Raw genomic sequence first — 19,765 nt, forward strand, 5'->3', positions numbered from 1 at the left:
AGTCAGCCCTGCGGGGTCTGGGCGCGGCGCTGTTTCGCCCGTTCGAGGCCGAGGCGCTGCTCGCGCCAGATGATCAGCAGGCCCGCCACCACCACGATGCCCGCGCCGACCAGCATCCGGGCTGTCGGCACCTCGTCGAAGACGACATAGCCCAGCAGCAGTGCGAACAGCATCGAAGCATAGTCGAAAGGCGCGATTACCCCTGTCGGCGCGTAGCGATAGGCGGAGGTCAGGAAGATCTGCCCCACCCCGCCCAGCAGCCCCGCGAGGATCAGCAGGCCGAGCGTGGCGAGATCCGGCAGAACCCAGCCGAAGGGCAGCGTGGCGAGCGACAGGACGCTCGCCGTGACCGAGAACCAGAAGGTGATGGCGGTCGTCCGCTCCACCTGCACGAGCTTGCGGATGAACACATGGGCGAGCGCCACGAAGACGGCGGAGGCGAGCACGATGACCGCGCCCAGCGTCTCACGATCGGTGGGGCCGCCCGCGTCGAAGGCGCTGAGGCGCGGCGACAGGATGATCGCGACGCCGATCAGCCCCATCGCGACCGAGGCGAGGCGCACCGCACGCACCTCCTCGCCCAGGAACATCGCAGCGAGGATCACTGCGAAGAGCGGCGCAGCATAGCCGATCGCCGTGACCTCGGGCAGCGGCAGCAGGCCCAGCCCGGTGAAGGTCAGCGCCATCGCGGTCGTCCCGACGAGGCCCCGCCACAGGTGCCCCATCGGATTGGCAGTGGCGAGCCCCTCGCGCAGTCCCTCGTGCCGCAGGGCGAGCCAGCCGAGGATGATCGGGATGGCGAAGAGCGAGCGGAAGAACACGGTCTGCCCCGGCGGCACGTCGTCCGCGACGGCCTTCACGATGGCGGCCATGACGACGAAGACAGCGACGGAAGCGAGTTTGAGGAGGATGCCGCGCAGGAAGGTCATGGCGCGCAGGTTAGGGGGTGGCGGGGGCGCTGTCGCGTGCGATCGGTGCATGGCGGGTATGTAGCCGGTGCCGATGTCCCGGACCTGATCCTGGACCGCTCTCTACGATGCACCGGCCCCGGCGCAAGGCCGGGGTCGGGGTGTGCCTGAGGCTGGAGCGGAACGGAGCGCATCGGCGGGCCGCGGTGCGGCGATCCTCGGTATGAGCATGGCACTTTATGGTGGCCAGGTCCGTGTGTCCTAGCCATGTCGCCTATCCATCAGCCAAATCGCCGTGCCGGGGGGCGGGTCGCGCTGGAAGCGCACCTTTGGCGCGGCCGATGCGCGGCGCCTTCGGCTTGATTCCGCGCAGAGTGATCTGCGCGGACAGGAGCGCTTCTACTCCCCCTCTTCCACGCTGTGCTTTTGCAGCAGCGGGAATTGCGTTGCGATGAAGACGAAGGTCAGGATCATCTGGCCGAAGGTGTCGAGCCAGATCCAAGCCTCCTCGCCGAGCACGCGCCAGGTGAACTCGTTGAACAGCGCCATCGCGGCGAAGAAGACCACCCAGTTGCGGGTGAACAGCATCCAGCCCTCGTCCGTCAGGGGCATGATCTCCCCCATCAGGTAGCGCAGCCAGGAGCGGCCCTGCACCCACAGCCCGAAGCCCAGAACGAAGGCGAAAAGGCCGTAGATCACCGTCGGCCGCATCTTGGTGAAGGTATCGTCGTTGAGCCAGACGGTGATCCCGCCGAACACCACCACGATGATCGCGGTGAACACGGCCATGCGCGGCAGGGTCCGCGTCAGCGCCCAGCTGATCGCGAGCGAGATCAGGATCGCGGGGACGAAAACAATCGTCGCGGCGACCACGCCCTCGTACTCGGTTCCCGGCAGCGGCGTGTCGGCGAAGCGGCGATAGGCCAGGAAATACAGGGCGACCGGCCCGATCTCGAGCGCCATCTTCAGCGCGGGGTGCAGTTGTCGCATCTCGGCCATGTCTCAGCCTCCCAGTTCCACGAGCACCGCGCCCGCCGCGATCAGCGCCATCAGGAGCGCGCGGACAGGTCCTACAGTCTCCCGCAGGAAAATCCAGCCGATTGCGGCGGCGAAGACGGTCGAGGTCTCCCTCAGCACCGCCGCCTCGCCCACCTTGTCGAGCCGGGTGGCGAGCATCACCGCGCCGAAGCTGACGAAGCCGAGCAAACCGCCGAGCAGCCCGCGCGCCATCAGCGGGCCGGGGGCGGGACGTTCGGGCATGGCTCGCCAGCGGGCGAGTGCGATCCAGGGGAACAGGAACAGCCCGTCGACGACGAAGAACCAGGCGAGGAAGGTGAAGGCGTTGTCGGCGAGCCGGATGCCCCAGGCGTCGTAGACGGTGTAGAAGGTGGTGAAGACACCCGTCAGGACGGCGAGGCCGAGAGCTGCCCAAAGGGTCGAGCGGCCCACGGTCGCGGCGCGCAGGTTCACCGCGGCCAGCGCGAAGATCGCCAGCGAAACCAATGCCGTACCGGCCCATTGCGTCGCGTTGAAATGTTCCTGGAACACCAGACCGTCGGCGAGGACGGTGATGACGGGGGCGGTGCCGCGCACGACCGGGTAGACGACCGTGTAGGCGGCGCGGGTATAGGCCATCGCCATCAGCAGCTTGTAGCCCGCGTGGATGACGAACACCCCCACCAGCACCAGCCACAGCCGCGCGTCGGGCAGCGGGAAGACGAAGAGCGCGATCGGCAAGGCCATGAGACCATAGGATAAATCGATCGCACCGCGCATCAGCCACGGGTCGTAGCGGCCTTTTTGCAAGGCCCCGAACAGGGCGTGCGCGAGTGCGGAGGTCAGGGCGAGCAGCATGGCGGCGCGGTGGCCGGCCTCGGTGCCCTCGATGGCGGCGATCCAGTCGGTCATGGCGCGAAAAACCGGGTATGCGATGCGTATGCACCCCGTATGGCATGCGTATGGCAGTTCGTCGGGCGGGCGCGCTCAGGATCCGACATTGCGCACCATGCCGGTGAGAGGTCGAAAGCCTCGCGCGGCGTAGACCGGCTCCACCCCCGGAGTGGACACGAGCGAGACGAGGCAGCTCTCGGGCAGGTTTGCCTCGGCCCAGCCCAACGCGCGGTCGAGGGCGGCGCGTGCGTGCCCCTGCCCCCGGTGGTCGGGATGGACCATCACGTCGACGAGCTGCGTGAAGCAGCCCCCATCGCCGATGATGCGCGCCATCGCGATCACCGCGCCGTCCTTGCGCAGGGCCGAGCAGTGCAGGCCGTTCTCCATCCCGATGCGCGCCGCCGCGACCGTGCGCGCGCCCAGGCCGCAGGTGGTGCGCAGTGCGACGTAGTGTTCGGGATCGGGCGGCATGTCGGACCAGCCGTCGGATGCTGCGGGGTCGGGGGGCGAGAGAGTCATGGCGCGACCATACGCCTTCGCCCCGGCGCGTCCAGTGGCCGTGGGCGCAAACCCGCCCGCGCGCAAATGCATGGCGGGGCGGCACTCTGCTGACACCACGTTGGCAGGAGCGGTCTGGCACAGTGCGACGAGTTCACAAGCTGGAAGGAAGAATCTCATGACCATTCGGGGAAGCTGCGTCTGCGGCGCGGTCGCGTTCGAGATCGCGGGTGCGCCGTCCGCGATGGGGACGTGCCATTGCGCGCGCTGCCGGAAGCTCGGCACCTCCACCTTCGTCTTCGTGACGCGGCAGCAGTTCCGCCTGGTGCGGGGAGAAGAACGGCTCGTCACGCTGGAGCCGACGGCGCGATATGGCTATCACCGCTCGTTCTGCGGATGCTGCGGCACCTCGCTGGGCGAGCCGCTGTCGCCCGAGGGTGCGTTCCCGATAAATGCGCAGTGCCTCGACGACGATCCGGGGATACGCAACGGGATGCACGAGTTCCTCGCGGATCGGCCCGCCTGGGCCGCGAGCGCCGAATTGGGCAGAGATGGACGCGGCGGCGGGGCGGATTAGGTGCTTGCGTCCAAGCGTCATCGAAACGTCACGGGAGTGTCATGCTCGACCTCGTCATCGCCGAATTCTCGGATCCCAACGCCGCCGTACCAACGGGCATCGTGCTGCTGCGGATGCTGGCGGCGGCGGTGCTGGGCGGGGCGATCGGGCTGGAGCGCGAGGCCTTCGCCCGCAATGCGGGGCTGCGCACGCATGTGATGATCGCGCTCGCCGCGTGCCTCTTCGCGCTGATCGCCTTCGAGCTGGTGGGGATGGGCGACAGCGACCGGCTGCAATTCGACCCGTTGCGCCTGATCGAGGCGGTGACGGCGGGGGTCGCGTTCCTCGCCGCGGGGTCGATCATCACGTCGGGGGTGAAGGTGAAGGGGCTGACGACCGGGGCGAGCATGTGGCTGGCCGGTGCGGTGGGGCTGGCCTGCGGCACGGGGCGGCTGACGCTGGCGCTGATGGCCACGGGCATGGCGCTGGCGGTGCTGTTCCTGCTGAGCCGGGTGTCGCACAAGGTGTCGTCGAAGGCGGATGACGAGGATCTGAGCCACGAGGGCTGAGGGGAGGCTGCGCTTCGGGGGCCGGGGCAAGACAGAGCGCATTGACGGGCCGCGGTGCGACGTTGGTTTGTGGCACTTGATGGCTGCCAAGGCCACATGACCTAATTGCGCCGCGCCTCCGTCGGCCAAATTGCCAAGCCGGCGAAGCTCGTAAAGCCGCGCATCAACGGGCCGCGGTGCGGCGATGCGACGGTGGTGCGTGACACTTTATGGCTGCCAAGTCCGCATGACCTGAACGTATCGCATCTCGGCTAACCAAATCGCCGTGCCGGGGGGCGGCCCGGCGATGCGCGGCGCCTTCGGCTTGATTCCGCGCGGGATAGCGTTGAGGGGCGCCCCGGCTCGGGGGCCGGGGCTTGCGGGTTCAGGCGGCCTCCAGCCCTTCGGGAGACATGGCGCCGGTCATCAGGGCCACGGCGTCGGACATCGAGCAGGCCTTGGGGTCCACCACGGCCAGGCGGCGGCCGAGGCGGTGGACGTGGATCCGGTCCGCGACCTCGAACACGTGCGGCATGTTGTGGGAGATCAGGATGATCGGGATGCCGCGCGCGCGCACGTCCTGGATCAGGTCGAGCACGCGGCGGCTTTCCTTCACGCCCAGCGCCGCCGTGGGCTCGTCGAGGATGATGACCTTGGAGCCGAAGGCGGCGGCGCGGGCCACGGCCACGCCCTGCCGCTGGCCCCCCGACAGCGTCTCGACCGGCTGGTCGATGTTCTGGATGGTCATGAGACCGAGATCGGAGAGCTTCTCCCGCGCGAAGGCGCGCATCGCGGGCTTGTCGAGCTGGCGCAGCCAGCGGCCCCGCCAGCCCTCGCGCCGCCGCTCGCGGCCCATGAACATGTTGTCCACGATCGACAGTGCCGGGGAGACGGCGAGCGTCTGGTAGACGGTCTCGATCCCGGCATCGCGCGCGTCGGTGGGCGAGGCGAAGGAGACGCCTTGCCCTTCGAGCGTGATCGCGCCCTCGTCGGGCACAACCGCGCCCGAGAGGCATTTGATCAGCGTGGACTTGCCCGCGCCGTTGTCGCCGATAACGGCCAGGATCTCGCCCGCGCGCAGGTCGAAATCGCAGTTGTCGAGGGCCACGACCTTGCCGTAGCGCTTGGTCAGGCCGCGGCCTTCGAGGATGGTTTCGGTCGTCATGCGCTCACCTTCCTGATCCACTGGTCCACGCCGACGGCGCCGATGATGAGCGTGCCGATCAGCAGGTAGGTCCATTGCGCGTCCGCGCCCGCCATGCGCAGGCCCAGCTCGAACACGCCGACGATGAGCGCGCCGAAGAACGCGCCCCAGATGCTGCCCCGCCCGCCGAAGAGCGAGATGCCCCCGATCACCACGGCGGTGATCGACTGGATGTTGCCCAGCACGCCCGTGGAAGCGGAGGGCGAGACCGAGCCGAAGCGACCGATCATGATCCAGCCCGCGACCGCGCAGATGGCCCCGGCGAGGATGTAGACGCTCATCAGCGTGCGGCGCACGTTGACACCGGCGAGCGCCGCGGCCTCGGGGTCGTCGCCCACGGCATAGACGTGGCGGCCCCAGGCAGTAGCGCGCAGCGCGTAGGCGAGCACGGCGAAGAGCAGGATCATCACCAGCACGCCGTAGGTGATGTTGGTGGCCCAGAGGAAATCGAGCACCGGGCTGTCGGTCTGCGGCGGGCGCCGACGCTCCCATTCGATGCCGCGGGACGCCTCGATCCATTGCACGATCTGCTCGTTGGGCTTGGCGCCGAGCCATTGCATCATCGGCGCCTCCTCCCGGATCTCGCGCGAGCGGATGGTCTCGTTGCGCGAGTAGAGGTAGTTGGTGGCGAGCACGATCTGCCACATGCCGAGCGTGACGATGAAGGGCGGCAGCTTGATCTTCGACACCAGCCAGCCCGAGGCGGCACCGATGGCGCTGCCGATGGCGAGGCCCGCGGCGATGGAGAGCGCAGGCGGCACGCCATAGCGGAAGCTGACCTGACCGATCACCACCGAGGAGAACACGGCGATGGCCCCGACGCTGAGGTCGATGCCCGCCGTCAGGATGATGAGGGTCTGTGCCGCCGCCAGCACGCCGACGATCTGGACCTGCTGCATGATGAGGGGCAACTGCTCCAGGAACCGCGTCCCCAGAAGCCAGGTGAAGCCGATGATGGCCGCGGTCAACACGATCAGCGGCACCAGCGCGGGTGTCACGTGCAGCGCGTGCTGCACCCGGCCGACGATGTCGCGGGGACGCTCGAAATTCGCTACCGCCTCCTCGCGCCGGGCGCGGACGGAGGCTTCGTGATCGTTGGGCGCGCGGCCGCCGCCCGCATCATCCATGGTCATTCTGTGTCTCCCGTGCAGGGTCCCGGCCGGACACAGGGGTCCGGCGCGGCCATCCTGCCACAGTTTCGGTTCGGAATCCGGGTTGTGTCGTATCGCGTCGCACCGGCGGGGCCGCGCCGGGATCGCAAGCGAGGGTGCCGGGCGACGTCAGCGCCGCCCGGCGGTGGGGATCAGCCCCAGCAGAGGTCGAGACCTTCCTCGACCGAGATGGAGTCGACGCCGTCCACCGGCTCGGACGCGACGAGCGCGACGCCGGTGTCGAAGAAGTCCTTGCCTTCCGTCGGCTCGGGCATGGTGCCGTCCTTGGCGAAGGCGGCGATCGCCTCGATGCCCAGCGACGCCATGCGCAGCGGGTATTGCTGCGAGGTGGCGGCGATCACGCCCTCACTCACGTTCTCGACGCCCGGGCAGCCGCCGTCGACCGACAGGATCATCACGTCGTTCTCGCGACCCACGGCGGAGAGCGCCTCATAGGCCCCGGCAGCCGCCGGTTCGTTGATCGTGTAGACGACGTTGATGTCGGGATCGGCGGCGAGGCAGTTCTCCATCGCGGTGCGGCCGCCTTCCTCGTTCCCGGCGGTGACCTCGTTGCAGATGATGCGCGCGTCGTCTTCGTCGCCCCAGCGGCTGTCGTCACCGAGGTCGATGCCGAAGCCCTGCAGGAAGCCCTGGTCGCGCAGCACGCCGACGGTGGGCTGGCTGATGGCGAGGTCGAGCATCGCGATCTTGGCGTTCTCGGGATCGTCCATCGCGGCCGCGGCGTACTGGCCGATCAGCTCACCCGCGAGGAAGTTGTCGGTGGCGAAGGTCGCGTCCGCCGCGTCGATCGGGTCCAGCGGGGTGTCGAGCGCGATCACCAGGATGCCCGCGTCGCGCGCCTGCTGGACGCTGTCGACGATTGCGGAAGTGTCGGACGGCGTCAGCAGGATGCCCGACGCGCCGTTGGCGATGCAGGTCTCGATCGCGGCGACCTGTGCTTCGTTGTCGCCGTCGACCTGGCCGGCATAGCTGTTGAGCTCGATGCCCAGCTCTTCGGCCGCGGCGGCAGCACCTTCGCGCATCTTCACGAAGAACGGGTTGGTGTCCGTCTTGGTGATCAGGCAGGCGCTGGTGCCCTCGGGCGCCATGTGCGCGTCGGCGAAGGCCGCGCCGGACATCGCGATCAGGGCCAGAGCGGTTCCGGTCATGAATTTCGTCATATCATCCTCCCAAATGTGGCCGTTCGGCCATGACTTCCCCGGCTGTGATCGCCGGGTCGAATTCATCAAAACCCCATTGCGGGATTCGGGTCAAGCTTTTATCAATTGAATTTAGATAAGGAGCGGACATGACACGAGGGGCCTTCTTCTCCGGCGTCGAGCATCGGCCGAGCGGTGCGAACCAGACGGGCGGCGCGCTGCACAACCAGCGCCTGGTGCTGACCTTGCTGCGCCGCCGGGCGCTGGGGCTGAAGGTCGGTCGGCGCTCGGTGGAGCTGGCATCGGTGGATCTGGCCGGCGGAATCGTCGCGCGTCGCGGCCGGGATTGGCCGGTGCCCACACCCGATGCGCTGGTGCGGTTCCTCGACCAGGCGGTGCCCGAGATCCTGTCGGCCACGCCTGGCGCCCCGCCGCCCTGCGGCACCGGGATCGCGATGCCCTACGAGATCTGGGCCTGGGACGACTATGCCCGCCACGCCCCGCGCGCGGAGTGGGAGGCGCTGGATCTGGTGCGGCGGATCGAGGCGCAGACCGGCGCGCCCGCCCATCTGCGCAACGACATGACCTGTGCCGCGCGCGGAGAGCTCGCCTGGGGCACGCGGCGGGCGGCGGGCGACTGGATCTACCTCTATATCGGCGCGCTGCCCGGCGGGGGCGTGGTGCTCGACGGGCGGGTGCGCGACGGGAGGCTCGGGAATGCGGGGGCGCTGGGACCACTGCCGGTGCGCGGTGGCGCGGGGGGACAGGTGCAGCTGCTCGACATCGCGTCGCTGCTGCGCTTCGAGCAGATGGCGGGGCGTGATCTGGCGGGGTACGACTGGGCGCTAGACGATCCGGTCTTCGAGACCTGGCTGGGGCAGACGGTGAAGGCGCTCGCCCAGGCGGTGACGGCGGCCTGCGCGGTGCTGGATTTCGAGCTGCTGGTGATCGACGGGCTGTTCCCCGACCATGTGCGCGAGCTGCTGGTCGACCGGGTGCGCGCGGCGATGGCGGAGCAGGATCTGCGCGGGCTGATCGTGCCGGAGGTCGCGGCGGGATCGGTCGGGGCGGATGCGCGGGTGCTGGGCGCCGCGACGGTAGCGCTGGAGGCGGAGTTCTTCCTGTCGTGAGGCGGACACCGCTTGCCGGGGGGCCGCATAGGCGGGCGAGGCTCCGGCTCGGGGGCCGGAGCGGCTTAGGGGAGGATGAGCCGTGGTGGCGCCTGCCCGGCGGACGGGTCGGTGGCTACGCCTCGGCGCCGGTCAGGGCCTTGGCGAACTCCTCGGGGTCGAACGGGGCGAGGTCGTCGATGCCCTCTCCCACGCCGATCGCATGGATCGGCAGGCCGAACCGGTCGGCGAGCGCGACCAGCACGCCGCCCTTGGCCGTGCCGTCGAGCTTTGTCATCACCAGACCCGACACGTCCGCGATCTTCCGGAAGGTCTCGACCTGGCTGACGGCGTTCTGGCCGGTGGAGGCGTCGAGCACCAGGAGGGTGTTGTGCGGCGCCTCGGGGTCCTTCTTGCGGATGACGCGGACGATCTTGGCCAGTTCCTCCATCAGGTCGGCGCGGTTCTGGAGGCGGCCCGCGGTGTCGATCATCAGCAGGTCCGCGCCATCGGCCTCGGCCTTCTGCATGGCATCATAGGCGAGGCTGGCGGGGTCGGAGCCCTGCGGTGCGGTCATCACCGGCACGCCCGCCCGCTCGCCCCAGACCTGCAATTGCTCGACCGCCGCGGCGCGGAAGGTGTCGCCCGCGGCGATGACCACGGACTTGCCCGCCGCGCGGAACTGGGAGGCGAGCTTGCCGATCGTGGTTGTCTTGCCCGAGCCGTTGACGCCGACCACCAGCACGACCTGCGGTTTCTTGGCATAGATCGGCAGGGGGCGGGCGACGGGTTCGATGATCTTCGCGATCTCGTCGGCCAGCGCCTCTTTGATCTCGTCGGTCGACAGACGCTTGCCGAAGCGGCCCTCGGCGAGCGCCGCGGCGACGTTCAGCGCCGTCTCCACCCCCATGTCGGACTGGATCAGCAGCTCCTCCAGGCTTTCGAGCATGGCGTCGTCGAGGATGCGGCGCGGCGCGTCGGAGCGGCCGAGCGCGCGCGACAGGAAACCGGGTTTCGGCTGCGGCGCGGGGTCCGGCGTGGGCGCGGGCGTCGGATCGGGCGTTGCGGGGGCGGCGGGTTCGGGGGCCGGAGCCTCCTCCACGATGGCGTCGAGCCCCTCCTCCAGCTTCGAGGAGGACTTGGTCAGCCGGGACTTGAGTTTGGAGAAGAAGGACATGCGCGCACCTCTGGCCTGTTGGCCCCTAGGTAGAGGGTTGGGCGCGGAAGGGGAAGGGTGGGGGGGACCGCTATGAGCCCAAAGTGCATGATGCTGTGGCTTGCACGGATGTCGGCTCTTCCTGGCAGTACAGCGAAAGCTGCGGGCCTAACCCCGTCCAGAGCGCTTTCGCATGGGCTCGTGCCTTCTCAAAATGACTGGGGCAATCCGCAATCTTGGTTATAGTCCTCAAATTCCCAACCAAAGTAGCGGGAAAGGCGAGTCGCAATTTCACTCCAGTCTTTGCCTTTGACGCGATCTACGATCCAACTGACTTCCTTTTTGATTTCATCTTCGTCGAAATTGTGGACGAACAAGTAGTGCCTTCCGAAAATATTTTTTCGAACGGTTTCATGAGTCGGATCTGCGGGACGCCTTGTCATGATGTTTTCTTCAAACCAGCGCGGAGTGCAGACCATCACATTGAATATGTCGCCCCCCTCAGAATCGGCCGCGCCGATATTCATATCAACCATGGCAAAGAAATACTCTGGATCTTCAGGATAGAACTGTTGGGAGTGATCATCCCATATGCAGAAGCGCTTTATCTCAGCTTTCATCGACGCCCCCCTTGTTCGCACCCAAAAATTCTCTTGGAACTATATACGCCCTAAACAAGAAGGGATAGCTCGTGCGGGTTCGATTAGCCGACCTTGGCGCAGCCGAAGCGAAATGCCGCTCCGTTCCGCAAAGCGGACCTGCTAACGCACCGTTGGTCCATGCTCAACTCCCGATCAATTATAGAAATAGGCCAACGCGCGTGAGAATGCGCTATCACCCCCGCCCCGCCATCCTGTCCGCCACCTTCCCCGCATCGCCCTCCAGGGCGTCGGCCACGTCCTCGCCGGTCAGGGCGCCGAACTTGAAGCCGTGGCCGGAATCGGCGCTGAGCCAGAGGGTCGGGCCGTCGGGGCGCAGGACGAAGGACTGGTCGGGGGCCATCAGGTAGAAATTGGCGACGGTGCGGTCGGGGGCGTAGGTCTCGATCTCGCGGAAGCGGTCGCGGTAGGCCATCAGGATGGTCTCGGTGTCGGCTTCGGTCGCCGCGCGCTCGGTCGCGGGGTCGCCGGGGCGGGTGTGGAGGCCGTAGCCGAGTTTCAGCGGCTGGCCCGCGCAGGGCGGGATGCCCCACAGGTCGTCCTCGCCGCCGAGGTCCACCCAGGCGGGGGCGGTGGACCAGGCGTCCTGCCATTTGTCGGGCACGTCGGCATAGACCACGGTGGCGCGGCGGGCGTGGGTATGCTCGGCGAACCACGGGTCGAGCGCGGGCAGGCCGACGCCCGCGGCCACGACGAGGCGGTCGGCGGTGATCGGGCCTTGAGCCGTGTGGACGGTCGCGGTGGCGGCGTCGACGGCGGTGACGGGGCTGTTCGCGATCAGCGTCACCCCGCGCGCGGCGAGCCAGTGCAGCAGCGCCTCGACGATGCGGTCGGAGAGGAGCGCGCCACCATCCTCCGTCAGCAGGGCGTAGCGCAGGCCGTCGGGCTCCAGCATCGGCAGTTCGCGGGCGATCTCGGCTTGGTCGAGGGTGCGGTGCGGCAGGCCCGTCTCCTCGAAGGCCATGCGGGCGCGGTCGGTCCAGTCGCCCTCGGCCTGGCTCAGCGCCATGACGCCGCGCGGGACGTAGGGGCGCGCGGCGATGTCGGTGAAGAGCCGGTCCCAGGCGGCCCAGGCCTCGCCCATGCGTGCGGCGTAATGGGGCTGGCCCGCGTAGTGGCTGCGGATCAGGCGGTGATGGTCCCAGCTCGCCGCGTGGGGATTGGGCAGCGGTCCGGCCTCCACCAGCGTGACCTGCCAGCCGCGCAGGGTGGCCGCGCGGGCGGTGGCGAGGCCGTTGATGCCGCCGCCGACCACGGTGAGCGTGGGGGTGAGGGTGGACATGGATGCTCCTGCGCTGCGTCGTCGCGATGGGAGCGCCGGGCGGCTTCGGGGTCAATGGAGTATTTGGGCCAATCCGAAGATGGCGTGGTTTGCCGGGGGCCCGTGGGCGTGCTAGCTGCGGGCGCGAAGGACGAGGGATGCATGGACGAGCAGGTGACTTTCGGAGGCGCGGATATCGACCGCGCGGCGCATCTGCGCGACGACGACGCGGGGCTGTCGGCGGCCTGGGCGCATCCGGAGGCGGGGGTCGCCTGCTTCTGGAAGGGCAAGCCCTTGCTTGGGCCGGGGGATGCGCTGGTGTGGCTCGCGCCCCATGCCTTGCCCGCCGAAGCGGTGGAGGCACCGATCTTCCTCGGCCTGGCGCGCGACGGGGCGCCGCGCTTCGCCGCCGATCTGTCGGGATGGGCAGAGGTGGTGGCCGATCCCGCGCAGCTGGCGCAGTTCCACGATCCGTCGCGCAACCCCGCGCCAGGTCTGGCGGAGGGGCAGGCCTTCGCCGATCTGCGCGCGACGATGGGTGTGTTGTCGGCTGGCGATGCCGGGAATGCAGCGATGGCGCGCGGTATGCTGGAATGGCACCGGACGCATCGGTTCTGCGCGCGCTGCGGCGCGGCCTCTCAGCCCGCGAAGGGAGGGTGGAGCCGCGCGTGCCCGTCCTGCGGGGCCTCGCATTTCCCGCGCACGGATCCGGTGGTCATCATGCTGATCACGCATGGCAACGACGTGCTGCTGGGCCGCTCACCCGGATGGCCTGCGGGGATGTATTCGCTGCTCGCCGGTTTCATGGAGCCGGGCGAGACGGTGGAGGCGGCCGTGCGACGCGAGGTCATGGAGGAGGCGTCCTTGCGCGTGGGCGCGGTGCGCTATCTCGCCTCGCAGCCCTGGCCCTTCCCGGCGTCGCTGATGATCGGCTGCGCGGGCGAGGCGCTGGAGCGGGACATAAGGCTCGATCCGGTGGAACTGGACGACGCGATCTGGGTCAGCCGCGAACGCTGCCTCGCCGCGATGGCGGGGGATGACCCGGATCTGAAACCGGCCCGGAAGGGCGCGATTGCCCGCCACCTGCTCGACATGTGGCTGGAAGACAGGAGTTGAGATGCATCTGACGACCGAGACCCATGTGGCGCGCGAGGCGGACGCGCTGCAATCCTACCTGGCGGAGCCTGCCAATTTCGATGCGGTGTCGAAGGACATGAGTCTGACCCCGGCGGGCGACGACAGGTGGGACCTGCAGGCCGAGGTTCAGGGGATGCAGACCGAGGGCACGCTGACGCGGGTGGAGAACGTGCCCGGTCGGCTGGTCTACCTGACCGAGGCGCAGGGGCTGGCGGTGACGCTCGGCTTCGACATCGCCGAGGCATCGGGGGGCAGCGACCTGAAGGTGGCACTGGATTTCGAGGGTCGGTCGATCAAGGGCAAGATGCTGATGACCGGCCTGAAGATGATGGAGGCCAAGATGCAGTCGGGGCTGGAGCGGATGGTCGCCAAGCTCGCGCAGCGGGCGTGACGGAACGGCGCGGTGGACGCGGGCGCGGGGACGGTTAGCTTTCGTGAAGACATCTGACCGGAGATTTCCCATGCGCCTCGCCCTCGCCCTGCCCTTCCTGCTCGCCGCCTGTTCGCCCGTGGATGTGGTCAACGCCTTCTCCGGCTCCGACGCGGTGCGCGAGACACGGGATCTGAGCTACGGCCCGCTGGCGCGGCAGGGCTACGACCTCTACGAGCCGGTCAACGCGCGACCGGGCGCGCCGACGGTGATGTTCGTGCATGGCGGATCGTGGGAGGAGGGGTCGAAGGACATCTACCGCTTCCTCGGCACGGCGCTGGCCGAGGCGGGCTATCCGGTGGCCGCGATCAACTACCGTCTGACGCCCGAGGCGGTGTTCCCGACCTTCGTGGAGGATGCGGCACTGGCGGCGGATCACCTGTTGGATCAGGGGCGCGACGTGGTGTTGATGGGCCATTCGGCGGGTGCGCATATCGCGACGATGATCGCCTATGACGAGCGGTTCATGCAGTCATTGGGGCGGTCCAACTGTGATCTCGACGGTGTGATCGGACTGGCGGGGCCCTATGACTTCCTGCCGCTGAACGAGAACCGGCTGGGCGACAGCTTCCCCCGCGCGACGCGGGACGCGAGCCAGCCGATCGATTATGCCGAGGGGCCTGCTCCCGCCTCGCTGCTGATCCACGGGCTCGACGACGAGACGGTGCATGACGAGGATACGCGGCTGATGCAGGCGGCGCTGGAAGTGGCGGGCAACCGGTCGGAGATGCGGCTCTACGAGGGTGTCGGTCACATCAACATCATCGGTGCCTTCGCAGGGCTGCTGCGCGGGCAGGCGCCGACCTATCGCGACGTGGTCGACTGGCTGGACGCGGGGCCTGGGGGCTGTTGAGCGGCGGTCCGGTCTGGCGCCCTGCCCCGGCGATCCGGTTCAAGGCGCTCGGCCTGCATTGGCGGCAGGGGCGGCTGCTGGCGGTCGAGGTTCTTGACGATGCAGGCAAGGTGAAAGGCGTCCGTCCGCTCGGCGGCGGCGTGGAGTTCGGTGAGACGGCACGCGACGCGGTGATCCGGGAGTTTCGCGAGGAACTGGGGATCGTGGTCACGGTCGGCGGCTCGCCGGTATTCATGGAAAACATCTTCCGCCATGAGGGCAGCATCGGGCACGAGGTCATCGCGCTGTTCGACGTGACCTTTCCCGAGGGCGCGTTCGACGGACAGACGCGCCTCTCCTTCCGCGAGGAGGGTGGGACCGTGTGCTTCGCGGAGTGGTTCGATCCGGACGGGCTGGACCGGCCGGAGCGGCCGCGCCTGTATCCCGAGGGGCTGAAAGACCTGCTGCGCTGACAGCGACGCCCAAATAAAAAGCCCCGCAGCTTGCGCTACGGGGCTTTCGATCTGTCGGGTCGCCTCGGGATCAGGCGGCGGCGGGCAGGGCCGCTTTCGCCTGGTCGACGATGGCGTTGAAGGCCGCGGGCTCGTGCACGGCGAGATCGGCGAGGACCTTGCGGTCGACCTCGATCCCGGCCAGCGACAGGCCGTTGATGAAGCGGCTGTAGGTCATCGCCTCGTCATGGGCGCGGACGCCCGCGTTGATGCGCTGGATCCAAAGGGCGCGGAAGTTGCGCTTGCGCGCCTTGCGGTCGCGGGTCGCGTATTGCTGCGCCTTGTCGACGGCCTGCGTCGCGGTGCGGAAGTTGGTCGAACGGGCACCGTAATAGCCTTTGGCCGCCTTGATGACCTTCTTGTGGCGCGCGTGGGTGACCTTGCCGGATTTCACTCGGGACATGTGTCTGGCCTCCTATCAGCGGCTATAGGGCATGTAGGTCTTGACGATGTTCTCGTCAGCCTTGCACAGCACGGTGGTTCCGCGCGCGTCGCGGATGAACTTCTTGGAACGCTTGATCATGCCGTGACGCTTGCCGGCCTGGCCTGCCTTCACGCGGCCCGAGGCCGTGATCTTGAAGCGCTTCTTGGCGCTCGACTTGGTCTTCATCTTGGGCATTTCGATCTCCTTGACTTTAAGGGTCGTGAGGATGCGACTCGGCAGCCCTTTCGCCGGGCGCATCGGGATTGAGCGCGCCTTTTAGGAAGGTCGCGCGGCATTGGCAAGGGGTCAGCCGCCCGCCTAGAAGATTTCGGCGTAGAGGCGGATCACCGCCTCCATCACCCGGTCGAAGCTGGCGGCGACGGGGGTGACGAACTCGATATAGAGCCCCAGGCCCAGCGCGAGCCCGGTCCAGCCGAGCGCGCGCCAAAGGTTCTGCCCGCTCATCATCGCGTCGACCGAGCGGCCGATCGCGCCGAGGATGGCGAGCCCGTAGGCCACGAGGATCCAGTTGAGGGCGCTCACCCCTGCTCGCCCTCGTAGATCTGCTTTTCGTTGCAGGGCGCGACGCGCAGGATGTTGGTGGTGCCCGGCACGTTGAAGGGGACGCCCGCGGTGACGATGATCTTGTCGCTTTCGACAGCGAAGCCCTCGCCGACCGCGGCGCGCACGGCGGCGACCACGGCGAGCTTGAACCGTTCCACGCCCGGCGTCACCACGCAGTGCAGGCCCCAGACGAGGCTGAGGCGGCGGGCCGTGCCGATCAGCGGGGTCAGCGCGATCACCGGCACGCGCGGCTTCTCCCGGCTCGCCAGGATCGCGGTGGTGCCCGACTGGGTGAACGAGCAGATGGCCTTCACCTCGATCGTCTCGGCCACCTCGCGCGCGGCGGTGGTGATCGCGTCGGCCATGCCGCGGCTGGCACGGGTGCGGCTCGCCTCGATGATCTGGCGGTAGACGTCGTCCCGCTCGACCTCGACGGCGACGTTGTTCATCGTCGCCACCGCCTCGACCGGGTAGTCGCCGGCGGCCGATTCCGCCGACAGCATCACCGCGTCCGCGCCCTCGTAGATCGCGTGCGCCACGTCCGAGACCTCGGCCCGCGTCGGCACGGGGGCGGTGATCATGCTCTCCATCATCTGGGTCGCGACGATCACCGGCTTGCCGACCTCGCGGCACTTGCGGATCAGCTTCTTCTGGATCGGGGGCACGGCCTGGACGGGCAGTTCGACCCCGAGGTCGCCGCGCGCGACCATCACGCCGTCGGTGACTTCGAGGATGTCGTCGAAGGCCTTGACCGCCGCGGGCTTCTCGATCTTGGCGACGAGTGCGGCGCGCCCGCGGGCGAGCTTGCGCGCCTCCTCCACGTCCGCGGCGCGCTGCACGAAGCTGAGCGCCAGCCAGTCGACGCCCAGTTCGCAGACGAATTCGAGGTCCTTCTTGTCCTTCTCGCTGAGCGCCGCGAGCGGCAGCACCACGTCGGGCACGTTCACGCCCTTGCGGTTGGAGATCTCGCCGCCGACCTCGACCACGCAATCGGCGGAGCTGGCGTCGCAGCTTTCCACGCGCAGGCGGATCTTGCCGTCGTTGACCAGCAGGGTGGAGCCGGACTCCAGCGCCTCGAAGATCTCCTTGTGCGGCAACTGCACGCGGGTCGCATCGCCCGGCGCCTCGTCGAGGTCGAAGCGGAACGTCGCCCCCTCCTCCAGCATGACGGGGCCGTCGGCGAAGGTGCCGCAGCGCAGCTTGGGACCCTGGAGGTCGGCGAGGATGCAGATCGGGCGGCCGGTCTCATGCTCGATCTCGCGGATCAGCTGGTGCCGCTCGGCGATCTCCTCGTGGCTGCCGTGGCTCATGTTCAGGCGGAACACGTCGGCCCCCGCCTCGAACAGCGACTTGATCATCGCGCGGCTCGACGATGCCGGGCCGAGGGTGGCCACGATCTTCACTCGACGGTCGCGTTTCATGGGCATTCCTTTCGTGCGGCCCCTGCCTCGGGGCCAAAGCGGTTCGGTCGTCCGCTCTTTACTTCCCACATCGCGCGGTGTCGCGCAAAAAGGGGGCAATATCGTGTCTTTTCACGGGCGCGCAGGCTGGAAGGCGTTGCCCATGCGCGGTATCGAAGGCACGCATTCGAACCGATCGGACCCTACCCAATGCCGCACGAGAGTTACGAATTCGTCACCGGCGCGCCGGACACGCGTTTGCTGCTGACCTGCGATCATGCGTCGAACCGCGTGCCCGCTGAGATCGGCGCGATCGGGCTGTCGGACGCGGACATGGCGCGGCACATCGCCTGGGATATCGGGGCGCGGGGCGTCACGCTGGGGCTGGCCGAGCGGCTGGGCGGCGCGGCGGTGCTGTCCACGGTCAGCCGCATCGTGATCGACCCCAACCGGGCGGAGGACGATCCCACGCTGGTGCGGCGGATCTACGATCGCTCGGTCGTGGAGGGGAACCGCCACGCAGGCCCGGCGGAGGTCGCGCGGCGGATCGAGGCCTATTACCGCCCCTATCACGAGCGGATCGAGCGGGCGATCGCGGAGCTGTCGGCGCGCGGCGTGCCGGTGGTGATCGCCATCCACTCCTACACGCCGCAGCTCAAGGGCCGGGCGCCGCGCCCCTGGGAGGTCGGCATCCTGTGGGACCGGATCGACGGGCGCATCGCGGTGCCCTTGATGGAGGGGCTGCGCGCGGACGGGCTGTGTGTGGGCGACAACGAGCCCTATCCGGGCTTCTATGGCGGGGACAGCCAGCACCGGCACGCGATGGTGAAGGGGCTGCCCAACGTGCTGATCGAGATCCGAAACGACCTGATCGCGGATGCGGAGGGCCAGGAGGCCTGGGCCGAGCGGCTGGCGCGGCATCTGCGCCCGATCCTGGAGACCCCGGCGGTTCAGCGGCTGTTCGACGGGGTGGGTGGACAGGACTGACGCTGCCGCCCACATCAGGGGAAACGCGAAGGAGACCGACATGGACGACCAGACCCGCCTCGAAATCGAGGCCGCCGCCTTCCGCCGGTTGCGCGATCATCTGCGCACGCGGACGGATGTGCAGAATATCGACATGATGACCCTGACGGGCTTTTGCCGGAACTGCCTGAGCCGCTGGTATCAGGAAGAGGCGAACGCGCGCGGCATCGAGATGGACAAGGCCGAGGGGCGGGAGATCGTCTACGGCATGCCCTATGCCGAGTGGCAGGAGAAGTACCAGACCGAGGCGAGCGACGCGCAGAAGGCCGCATTCGAGGCAAGCCCGAAGGCGCATTGAGGGAGGGTCCAGCCTAGCCATGCGCGGAATCAAGCCGAAGGCGCCGCGCATCGCCGGGCCGCCCCCCGGCACGGCGATTTGGCCGATGGAGGCGCGACGCGGTGAGATCACACGGACTTGGCTGACATAAAGCACCATGCAGCAGCGGAAGATCGCCGCGCCGCGGCCCACCGCTGCGCGGCTCGCTACACCGCCAGCCGCCTCGCCTGCTCGATATAGGCCTCGCGCAACCGCGTCGCGACGGGGCCGGGCTTGCCGTCGCCCAGCTGCTGCCCGTCGATCTTCACCACCGGGGTGACGAAGCTGGTGGCGGCGGTCACGAAGGCCTCGGCGGCGGCGCGGGCCTCGTCGGGGGTGAAGGCGCGCTCCTCGACGCTCAGGCCCAGATCGGCGGCGATGTCGCGGACCGTGGCGCGGGTGATGCCGTGCAGGATCGAATTGCTCAGATGTCGCGTGACGATTGCCCCGTCCGCCGTGACGATCCACGCGTTGTTGGAGGTGCCTTCGGTCACGTGGCCATCCTCGACCATCCAGGCGTCGTCGGCCCCTTCGGCCCGCGCGGCCATCTTGGCCATCGAGGGCGCGAGTAGCTGCACCGTCTTGATGTCGCGCCGCTGCCAGCGGATGTCGGGCATCAGCGCCACGGACAGGCCGCGCGCGGCGAGCGGGCTGTCGATCAATGCCTTTTCCTGGGTGAAGAGCACCAGCGTGGGCGTCGGATCGTCCAGCCAGACGAAATCGCGGTCGGCGGGGCCGCGTGTGACCTGCAGGTAGATCAGCCCCTCGGTCAGCTCGTTGCGGGTCACGAGTTCTCGGTGGATCGCTTCCAGTTCCGCATCCGAGACAGGCGCGGGGATCTGCAACTCCGACAGCGAGCGGGCGAGCCGGGTCAGGTGGCCCGCGAAATCGACCAGCTTTCCGTCGATCACGGACGTGACCTCGTAGACCCCGTCGGCGAAGAGGAAACCGCGGTCGAAGACCGAGACCTTCGCCTCCGCCTCGGGCACGTAGGCCCCGTCGACATAGACGATGCGCGCCATGC

At 68.5% G+C, this 19,765-nt stretch carries 24 protein-coding genes; 9 read left to right on the plus strand and 15 right to left on the minus strand.

Features of this window, described 5'->3' with window-relative positions:
* Positions 1-2 precede the first annotated feature (2 nt).
* The 4 genes from RX333_RS10310 to RX333_RS10325 form a co-directional block, all read right to left on the minus strand.
* On the minus strand, positions 3-929 hold the full coding sequence (locus RX333_RS10310; protein ID WP_316014855.1) for a DMT family transporter: 927 nt from the start codon (positions 927-929) through the stop codon (positions 3-5).
* Between the two features lie 378 nt (positions 930-1,307).
* Entirely contained in the window at positions 1,308-1,907 is a 600-nt protein-coding gene (locus RX333_RS10315; RefSeq protein WP_316014856.1) for an inner membrane-spanning protein YciB, read from the minus strand.
* A gap of 3 nt (positions 1,908-1,910) precedes the next feature.
* Positions 1,911-2,816 (minus strand): DMT family transporter, encoded by a 906-nt coding sequence (locus RX333_RS10320; RefSeq protein WP_316014857.1) that lies wholly within the window; start codon positions 2,814-2,816, stop codon positions 1,911-1,913.
* A 75-nt stretch (positions 2,817-2,891) separates the two neighbouring features.
* The gene (locus RX333_RS10325; protein WP_316014858.1) at positions 2,892-3,317 is read right to left on the minus strand and encodes a GNAT family N-acetyltransferase; all 426 of its coding nucleotides are present in this window, start codon (positions 3,315-3,317) and stop codon (positions 2,892-2,894) included.
* A gap of 157 nt (positions 3,318-3,474) precedes the next feature.
* On the opposite strand from RX333_RS10325, the gene RX333_RS10330 reads away from it, so the two are divergent.
* Positions 3,475-3,873: a GFA family protein gene (locus RX333_RS10330; RefSeq protein ID WP_316014859.1), complete on the plus strand. Its 399-nt coding sequence runs from the start codon at positions 3,475-3,477 to the stop codon at positions 3,871-3,873.
* A 41-nt stretch (positions 3,874-3,914) separates the two neighbouring features.
* On the plus strand, positions 3,915-4,421 hold the full coding sequence (locus RX333_RS10335; RefSeq protein ID WP_316014860.1) for an MgtC/SapB family protein: 507 nt from the start codon (positions 3,915-3,917) through the stop codon (positions 4,419-4,421).
* Positions 4,422-4,785: 364 nt separating this feature from the next.
* Here RX333_RS10335 and RX333_RS10340 read toward each other — a convergent pair whose 3' ends face one another.
* The 3 genes from RX333_RS10340 to RX333_RS10350 all read right to left on the minus strand — a co-directional run bounded on the left by RX333_RS10340 (position 4,786) and on the right by RX333_RS10350 (position 7,936).
* Positions 4,786-5,565: an ATP-binding cassette domain-containing protein gene (locus RX333_RS10340; RefSeq protein ID WP_316014861.1), complete on the minus strand. Its 780-nt coding sequence runs from the start codon at positions 5,563-5,565 to the stop codon at positions 4,786-4,788.
* Positions 5,562-6,737 carry an ABC transporter permease gene (locus RX333_RS10345; RefSeq protein WP_316014862.1) on the minus strand — a complete coding sequence of 392 codons (1,176 nt, stop codon included), beginning with the start codon at positions 6,735-6,737 and terminating at the stop codon, positions 5,562-5,564. The genes RX333_RS10340 and RX333_RS10345 overlap by 4 nt, the downstream gene beginning before the upstream one ends.
* 170 nt (positions 6,738-6,907) lie before the next feature.
* On the minus strand, positions 6,908-7,936 hold the full coding sequence (locus RX333_RS10350) for a sugar ABC transporter substrate-binding protein (protein WP_316014863.1): 1,029 nt from the start codon (positions 7,934-7,936) through the stop codon (positions 6,908-6,910).
* Between the two features lie 128 nt (positions 7,937-8,064).
* Here RX333_RS10350 and RX333_RS10355 point away from each other — a divergent pair, with 128 nt between their 5' ends.
* Positions 8,065-9,045: an ROK family protein gene (locus tag RX333_RS10355; protein WP_316014864.1), complete on the plus strand. Its 981-nt coding sequence runs from the start codon at positions 8,065-8,067 to the stop codon at positions 9,043-9,045.
* A 115-nt stretch (positions 9,046-9,160) separates the two neighbouring features.
* On the opposite strand, the gene ftsY is transcribed toward RX333_RS10355, so the two are convergent.
* The 3 genes from ftsY to RX333_RS10370 form a co-directional block, all read right to left on the minus strand.
* Positions 9,161-10,201 carry a signal recognition particle-docking protein FtsY gene (gene ftsY, locus RX333_RS10360; RefSeq protein WP_316014865.1) on the minus strand — a complete coding sequence of 347 codons (1,041 nt, stop codon included), beginning with the start codon at positions 10,199-10,201 and terminating at the stop codon, positions 9,161-9,163.
* Positions 10,202-10,389: 188 nt separating this feature from the next.
* Positions 10,390-10,800, minus strand: coding sequence for an Imm8 family immunity protein (locus RX333_RS10365; protein WP_316014866.1), 411 nt, complete (start codon positions 10,798-10,800; stop codon positions 10,390-10,392).
* Positions 10,801-11,014: 214 nt separating this feature from the next.
* Entirely contained in the window at positions 11,015-12,121 is a 1,107-nt protein-coding gene (locus RX333_RS10370) for an FAD-dependent oxidoreductase (protein ID WP_316014867.1), read from the minus strand.
* Between the two features lie 141 nt (positions 12,122-12,262).
* Here RX333_RS10370 and nudC point away from each other — a divergent pair, with 141 nt between their 5' ends.
* From nudC to RX333_RS10390, 4 genes are all read left to right on the plus strand, one after another.
* Positions 12,263-13,216, plus strand: a complete 954-nt coding sequence (nudC, locus tag RX333_RS10375) for an NAD(+) diphosphatase (protein WP_316014868.1) — start codon at positions 12,263-12,265, stop codon at positions 13,214-13,216.
* A gap of 1 nt (position 13,217) precedes the next feature.
* Positions 13,218-13,628 carry a hypothetical protein gene (locus tag RX333_RS10380; RefSeq protein ID WP_316014869.1) on the plus strand — a complete coding sequence of 137 codons (411 nt, stop codon included), beginning with the start codon at positions 13,218-13,220 and terminating at the stop codon, positions 13,626-13,628.
* 70 nt (positions 13,629-13,698) lie between these two features.
* Positions 13,699-14,520, plus strand: a complete 822-nt coding sequence (locus tag RX333_RS10385; protein ID WP_316014870.1) for an alpha/beta hydrolase — start codon at positions 13,699-13,701, stop codon at positions 14,518-14,520.
* Positions 14,517-14,972 carry an NUDIX hydrolase gene (locus tag RX333_RS10390; protein ID WP_316014871.1) on the plus strand — a complete coding sequence of 152 codons (456 nt, stop codon included), beginning with the start codon at positions 14,517-14,519 and terminating at the stop codon, positions 14,970-14,972. Before RX333_RS10385 ends, RX333_RS10390 begins: the two co-directional genes overlap by 4 nt.
* A 70-nt stretch (positions 14,973-15,042) precedes the next feature.
* On the opposite strand, the gene rplT is transcribed toward RX333_RS10390, so the two are convergent.
* The 4 genes from rplT to pyk form a co-directional block, all read right to left on the minus strand.
* Entirely contained in the window at positions 15,043-15,414 is a 372-nt protein-coding gene (gene rplT / locus RX333_RS10395) for a 50S ribosomal protein L20 (protein WP_316014872.1), read from the minus strand.
* Positions 15,415-15,429: 15 nt separating this feature from the next.
* Complete coding sequence (gene rpmI / locus RX333_RS10400) at positions 15,430-15,630, minus strand: 50S ribosomal protein L35 (RefSeq protein ID WP_316014873.1); 201 nt, start codon at positions 15,628-15,630, stop codon at positions 15,430-15,432.
* A gap of 123 nt (positions 15,631-15,753) precedes the next feature.
* Positions 15,754-15,978, minus strand: coding sequence for a hypothetical protein (locus tag RX333_RS10405; protein WP_316014874.1), 225 nt, complete (start codon positions 15,976-15,978; stop codon positions 15,754-15,756).
* A complete protein-coding gene (pyk, locus tag RX333_RS10410; RefSeq protein ID WP_316014875.1) occupies positions 15,975-17,420 on the minus strand; it encodes a pyruvate kinase in 1,446 nt (481 codons plus the stop codon). Before pyk ends, RX333_RS10405 begins: the two co-directional genes overlap by 4 nt.
* Before the next feature lie 189 nt (positions 17,421-17,609).
* Here pyk and RX333_RS10415 point away from each other — a divergent pair, with 189 nt between their 5' ends.
* Complete coding sequence (locus RX333_RS10415; protein WP_316014876.1) at positions 17,610-18,386, plus strand: N-formylglutamate amidohydrolase; 777 nt, start codon at positions 17,610-17,612, stop codon at positions 18,384-18,386.
* Between the two features lie 40 nt (positions 18,387-18,426).
* Positions 18,427-18,723 carry a DUF1244 domain-containing protein gene (locus RX333_RS10420; protein ID WP_316014877.1) on the plus strand — a complete coding sequence of 99 codons (297 nt, stop codon included), beginning with the start codon at positions 18,427-18,429 and terminating at the stop codon, positions 18,721-18,723.
* Positions 18,724-18,908: 185 nt separating this feature from the next.
* Here the strand turns inward: RX333_RS10420 and RX333_RS10425 are convergent, their stop codons facing one another.
* Entirely contained in the window at positions 18,909-19,763 is an 855-nt protein-coding gene (locus RX333_RS10425) for a D-amino-acid transaminase (protein WP_316014878.1), read from the minus strand.
* Positions 19,764-19,765: the final 2 nt, after the last annotated feature.

Origin of the sequence: Roseobacter sp. HKCCA0434 (genome assembly GCF_032464675.1) — a bacterium.
Classification (GTDB): Bacteria; Pseudomonadota; Alphaproteobacteria; order Rhodobacterales; family Rhodobacteraceae; genus Pontivivens.

Bases quoted from the DNA above. Each gene is read 5' to 3' on its own strand.
- RX333_RS10310 (WP_316014855.1), bottom strand. From the start codon at position 929: ATGACCTTCCTGCGCGGCATCCTCCTCAAACTCGCTTCCGTCGCTGTC.
- RX333_RS10315 (WP_316014856.1), bottom strand. From the start codon at position 1,907: ATGGCCGAGATGCGACAACTGCACCCCGCGCTGAAGATGGCGCTCGAG.
- RX333_RS10320 (WP_316014857.1), bottom strand. From the start codon at position 2,816: ATGACCGACTGGATCGCCGCCATCGAGGGCACCGAGGCCGGCCACCGC.
- RX333_RS10325 (WP_316014858.1), bottom strand. From the start codon at position 3,317: ATGACTCTCTCGCCCCCCGACCCCGCAGCATCCGACGGCTGGTCCGAC.
- RX333_RS10330 (WP_316014859.1), top strand. From the start codon at position 3,475: ATGACCATTCGGGGAAGCTGCGTCTGCGGCGCGGTCGCGTTCGAGATC.
- RX333_RS10335 (WP_316014860.1), top strand. From the start codon at position 3,915: ATGCTCGACCTCGTCATCGCCGAATTCTCGGATCCCAACGCCGCCGTA.
- RX333_RS10340 (WP_316014861.1), bottom strand. From the start codon at position 5,565: ATGACGACCGAAACCATCCTCGAAGGCCGCGGCCTGACCAAGCGCTAC.
- RX333_RS10345 (WP_316014862.1), bottom strand. From the start codon at position 6,737: ATGACCATGGATGATGCGGGCGGCGGCCGCGCGCCCAACGATCACGAA.
- RX333_RS10350 (WP_316014863.1), bottom strand. From the start codon at position 7,936: ATGACGAAATTCATGACCGGAACCGCTCTGGCCCTGATCGCGATGTCC.
- RX333_RS10355 (WP_316014864.1), top strand. From the start codon at position 8,065: ATGACACGAGGGGCCTTCTTCTCCGGCGTCGAGCATCGGCCGAGCGGT.
- ftsY (WP_316014865.1), bottom strand. From the start codon at position 10,201: ATGTCCTTCTTCTCCAAACTCAAGTCCCGGCTGACCAAGTCCTCCTCG.
- RX333_RS10365 (WP_316014866.1), bottom strand. From the start codon at position 10,800: ATGAAAGCTGAGATAAAGCGCTTCTGCATATGGGATGATCACTCCCAA.
- RX333_RS10370 (WP_316014867.1), bottom strand. From the start codon at position 12,121: ATGTCCACCCTCACCCCCACGCTCACCGTGGTCGGCGGCGGCATCAAC.
- nudC (WP_316014868.1), top strand. From the start codon at position 12,263: ATGGACGAGCAGGTGACTTTCGGAGGCGCGGATATCGACCGCGCGGCG.
- RX333_RS10380 (WP_316014869.1), top strand. From the start codon at position 13,218: ATGCATCTGACGACCGAGACCCATGTGGCGCGCGAGGCGGACGCGCTG.
- RX333_RS10385 (WP_316014870.1), top strand. From the start codon at position 13,699: ATGCGCCTCGCCCTCGCCCTGCCCTTCCTGCTCGCCGCCTGTTCGCCC.
- rplT (WP_316014872.1), bottom strand. From the start codon at position 15,414: ATGTCCCGAGTGAAATCCGGCAAGGTCACCCACGCGCGCCACAAGAAG.
- rpmI (WP_316014873.1), bottom strand. From the start codon at position 15,630: ATGCCCAAGATGAAGACCAAGTCGAGCGCCAAGAAGCGCTTCAAGATC.
- pyk (WP_316014875.1), bottom strand. From the start codon at position 17,420: ATGAAACGCGACCGTCGAGTGAAGATCGTGGCCACCCTCGGCCCGGCA.
- RX333_RS10415 (WP_316014876.1), top strand. From the start codon at position 17,610: ATGCCGCACGAGAGTTACGAATTCGTCACCGGCGCGCCGGACACGCGT.
- RX333_RS10420 (WP_316014877.1), top strand. From the start codon at position 18,427: ATGGACGACCAGACCCGCCTCGAAATCGAGGCCGCCGCCTTCCGCCGG.
- RX333_RS10425 (WP_316014878.1), bottom strand. From the start codon at position 19,763: ATGGCGCGCATCGTCTATGTCGACGGGGCCTACGTGCCCGAGGCGGAG.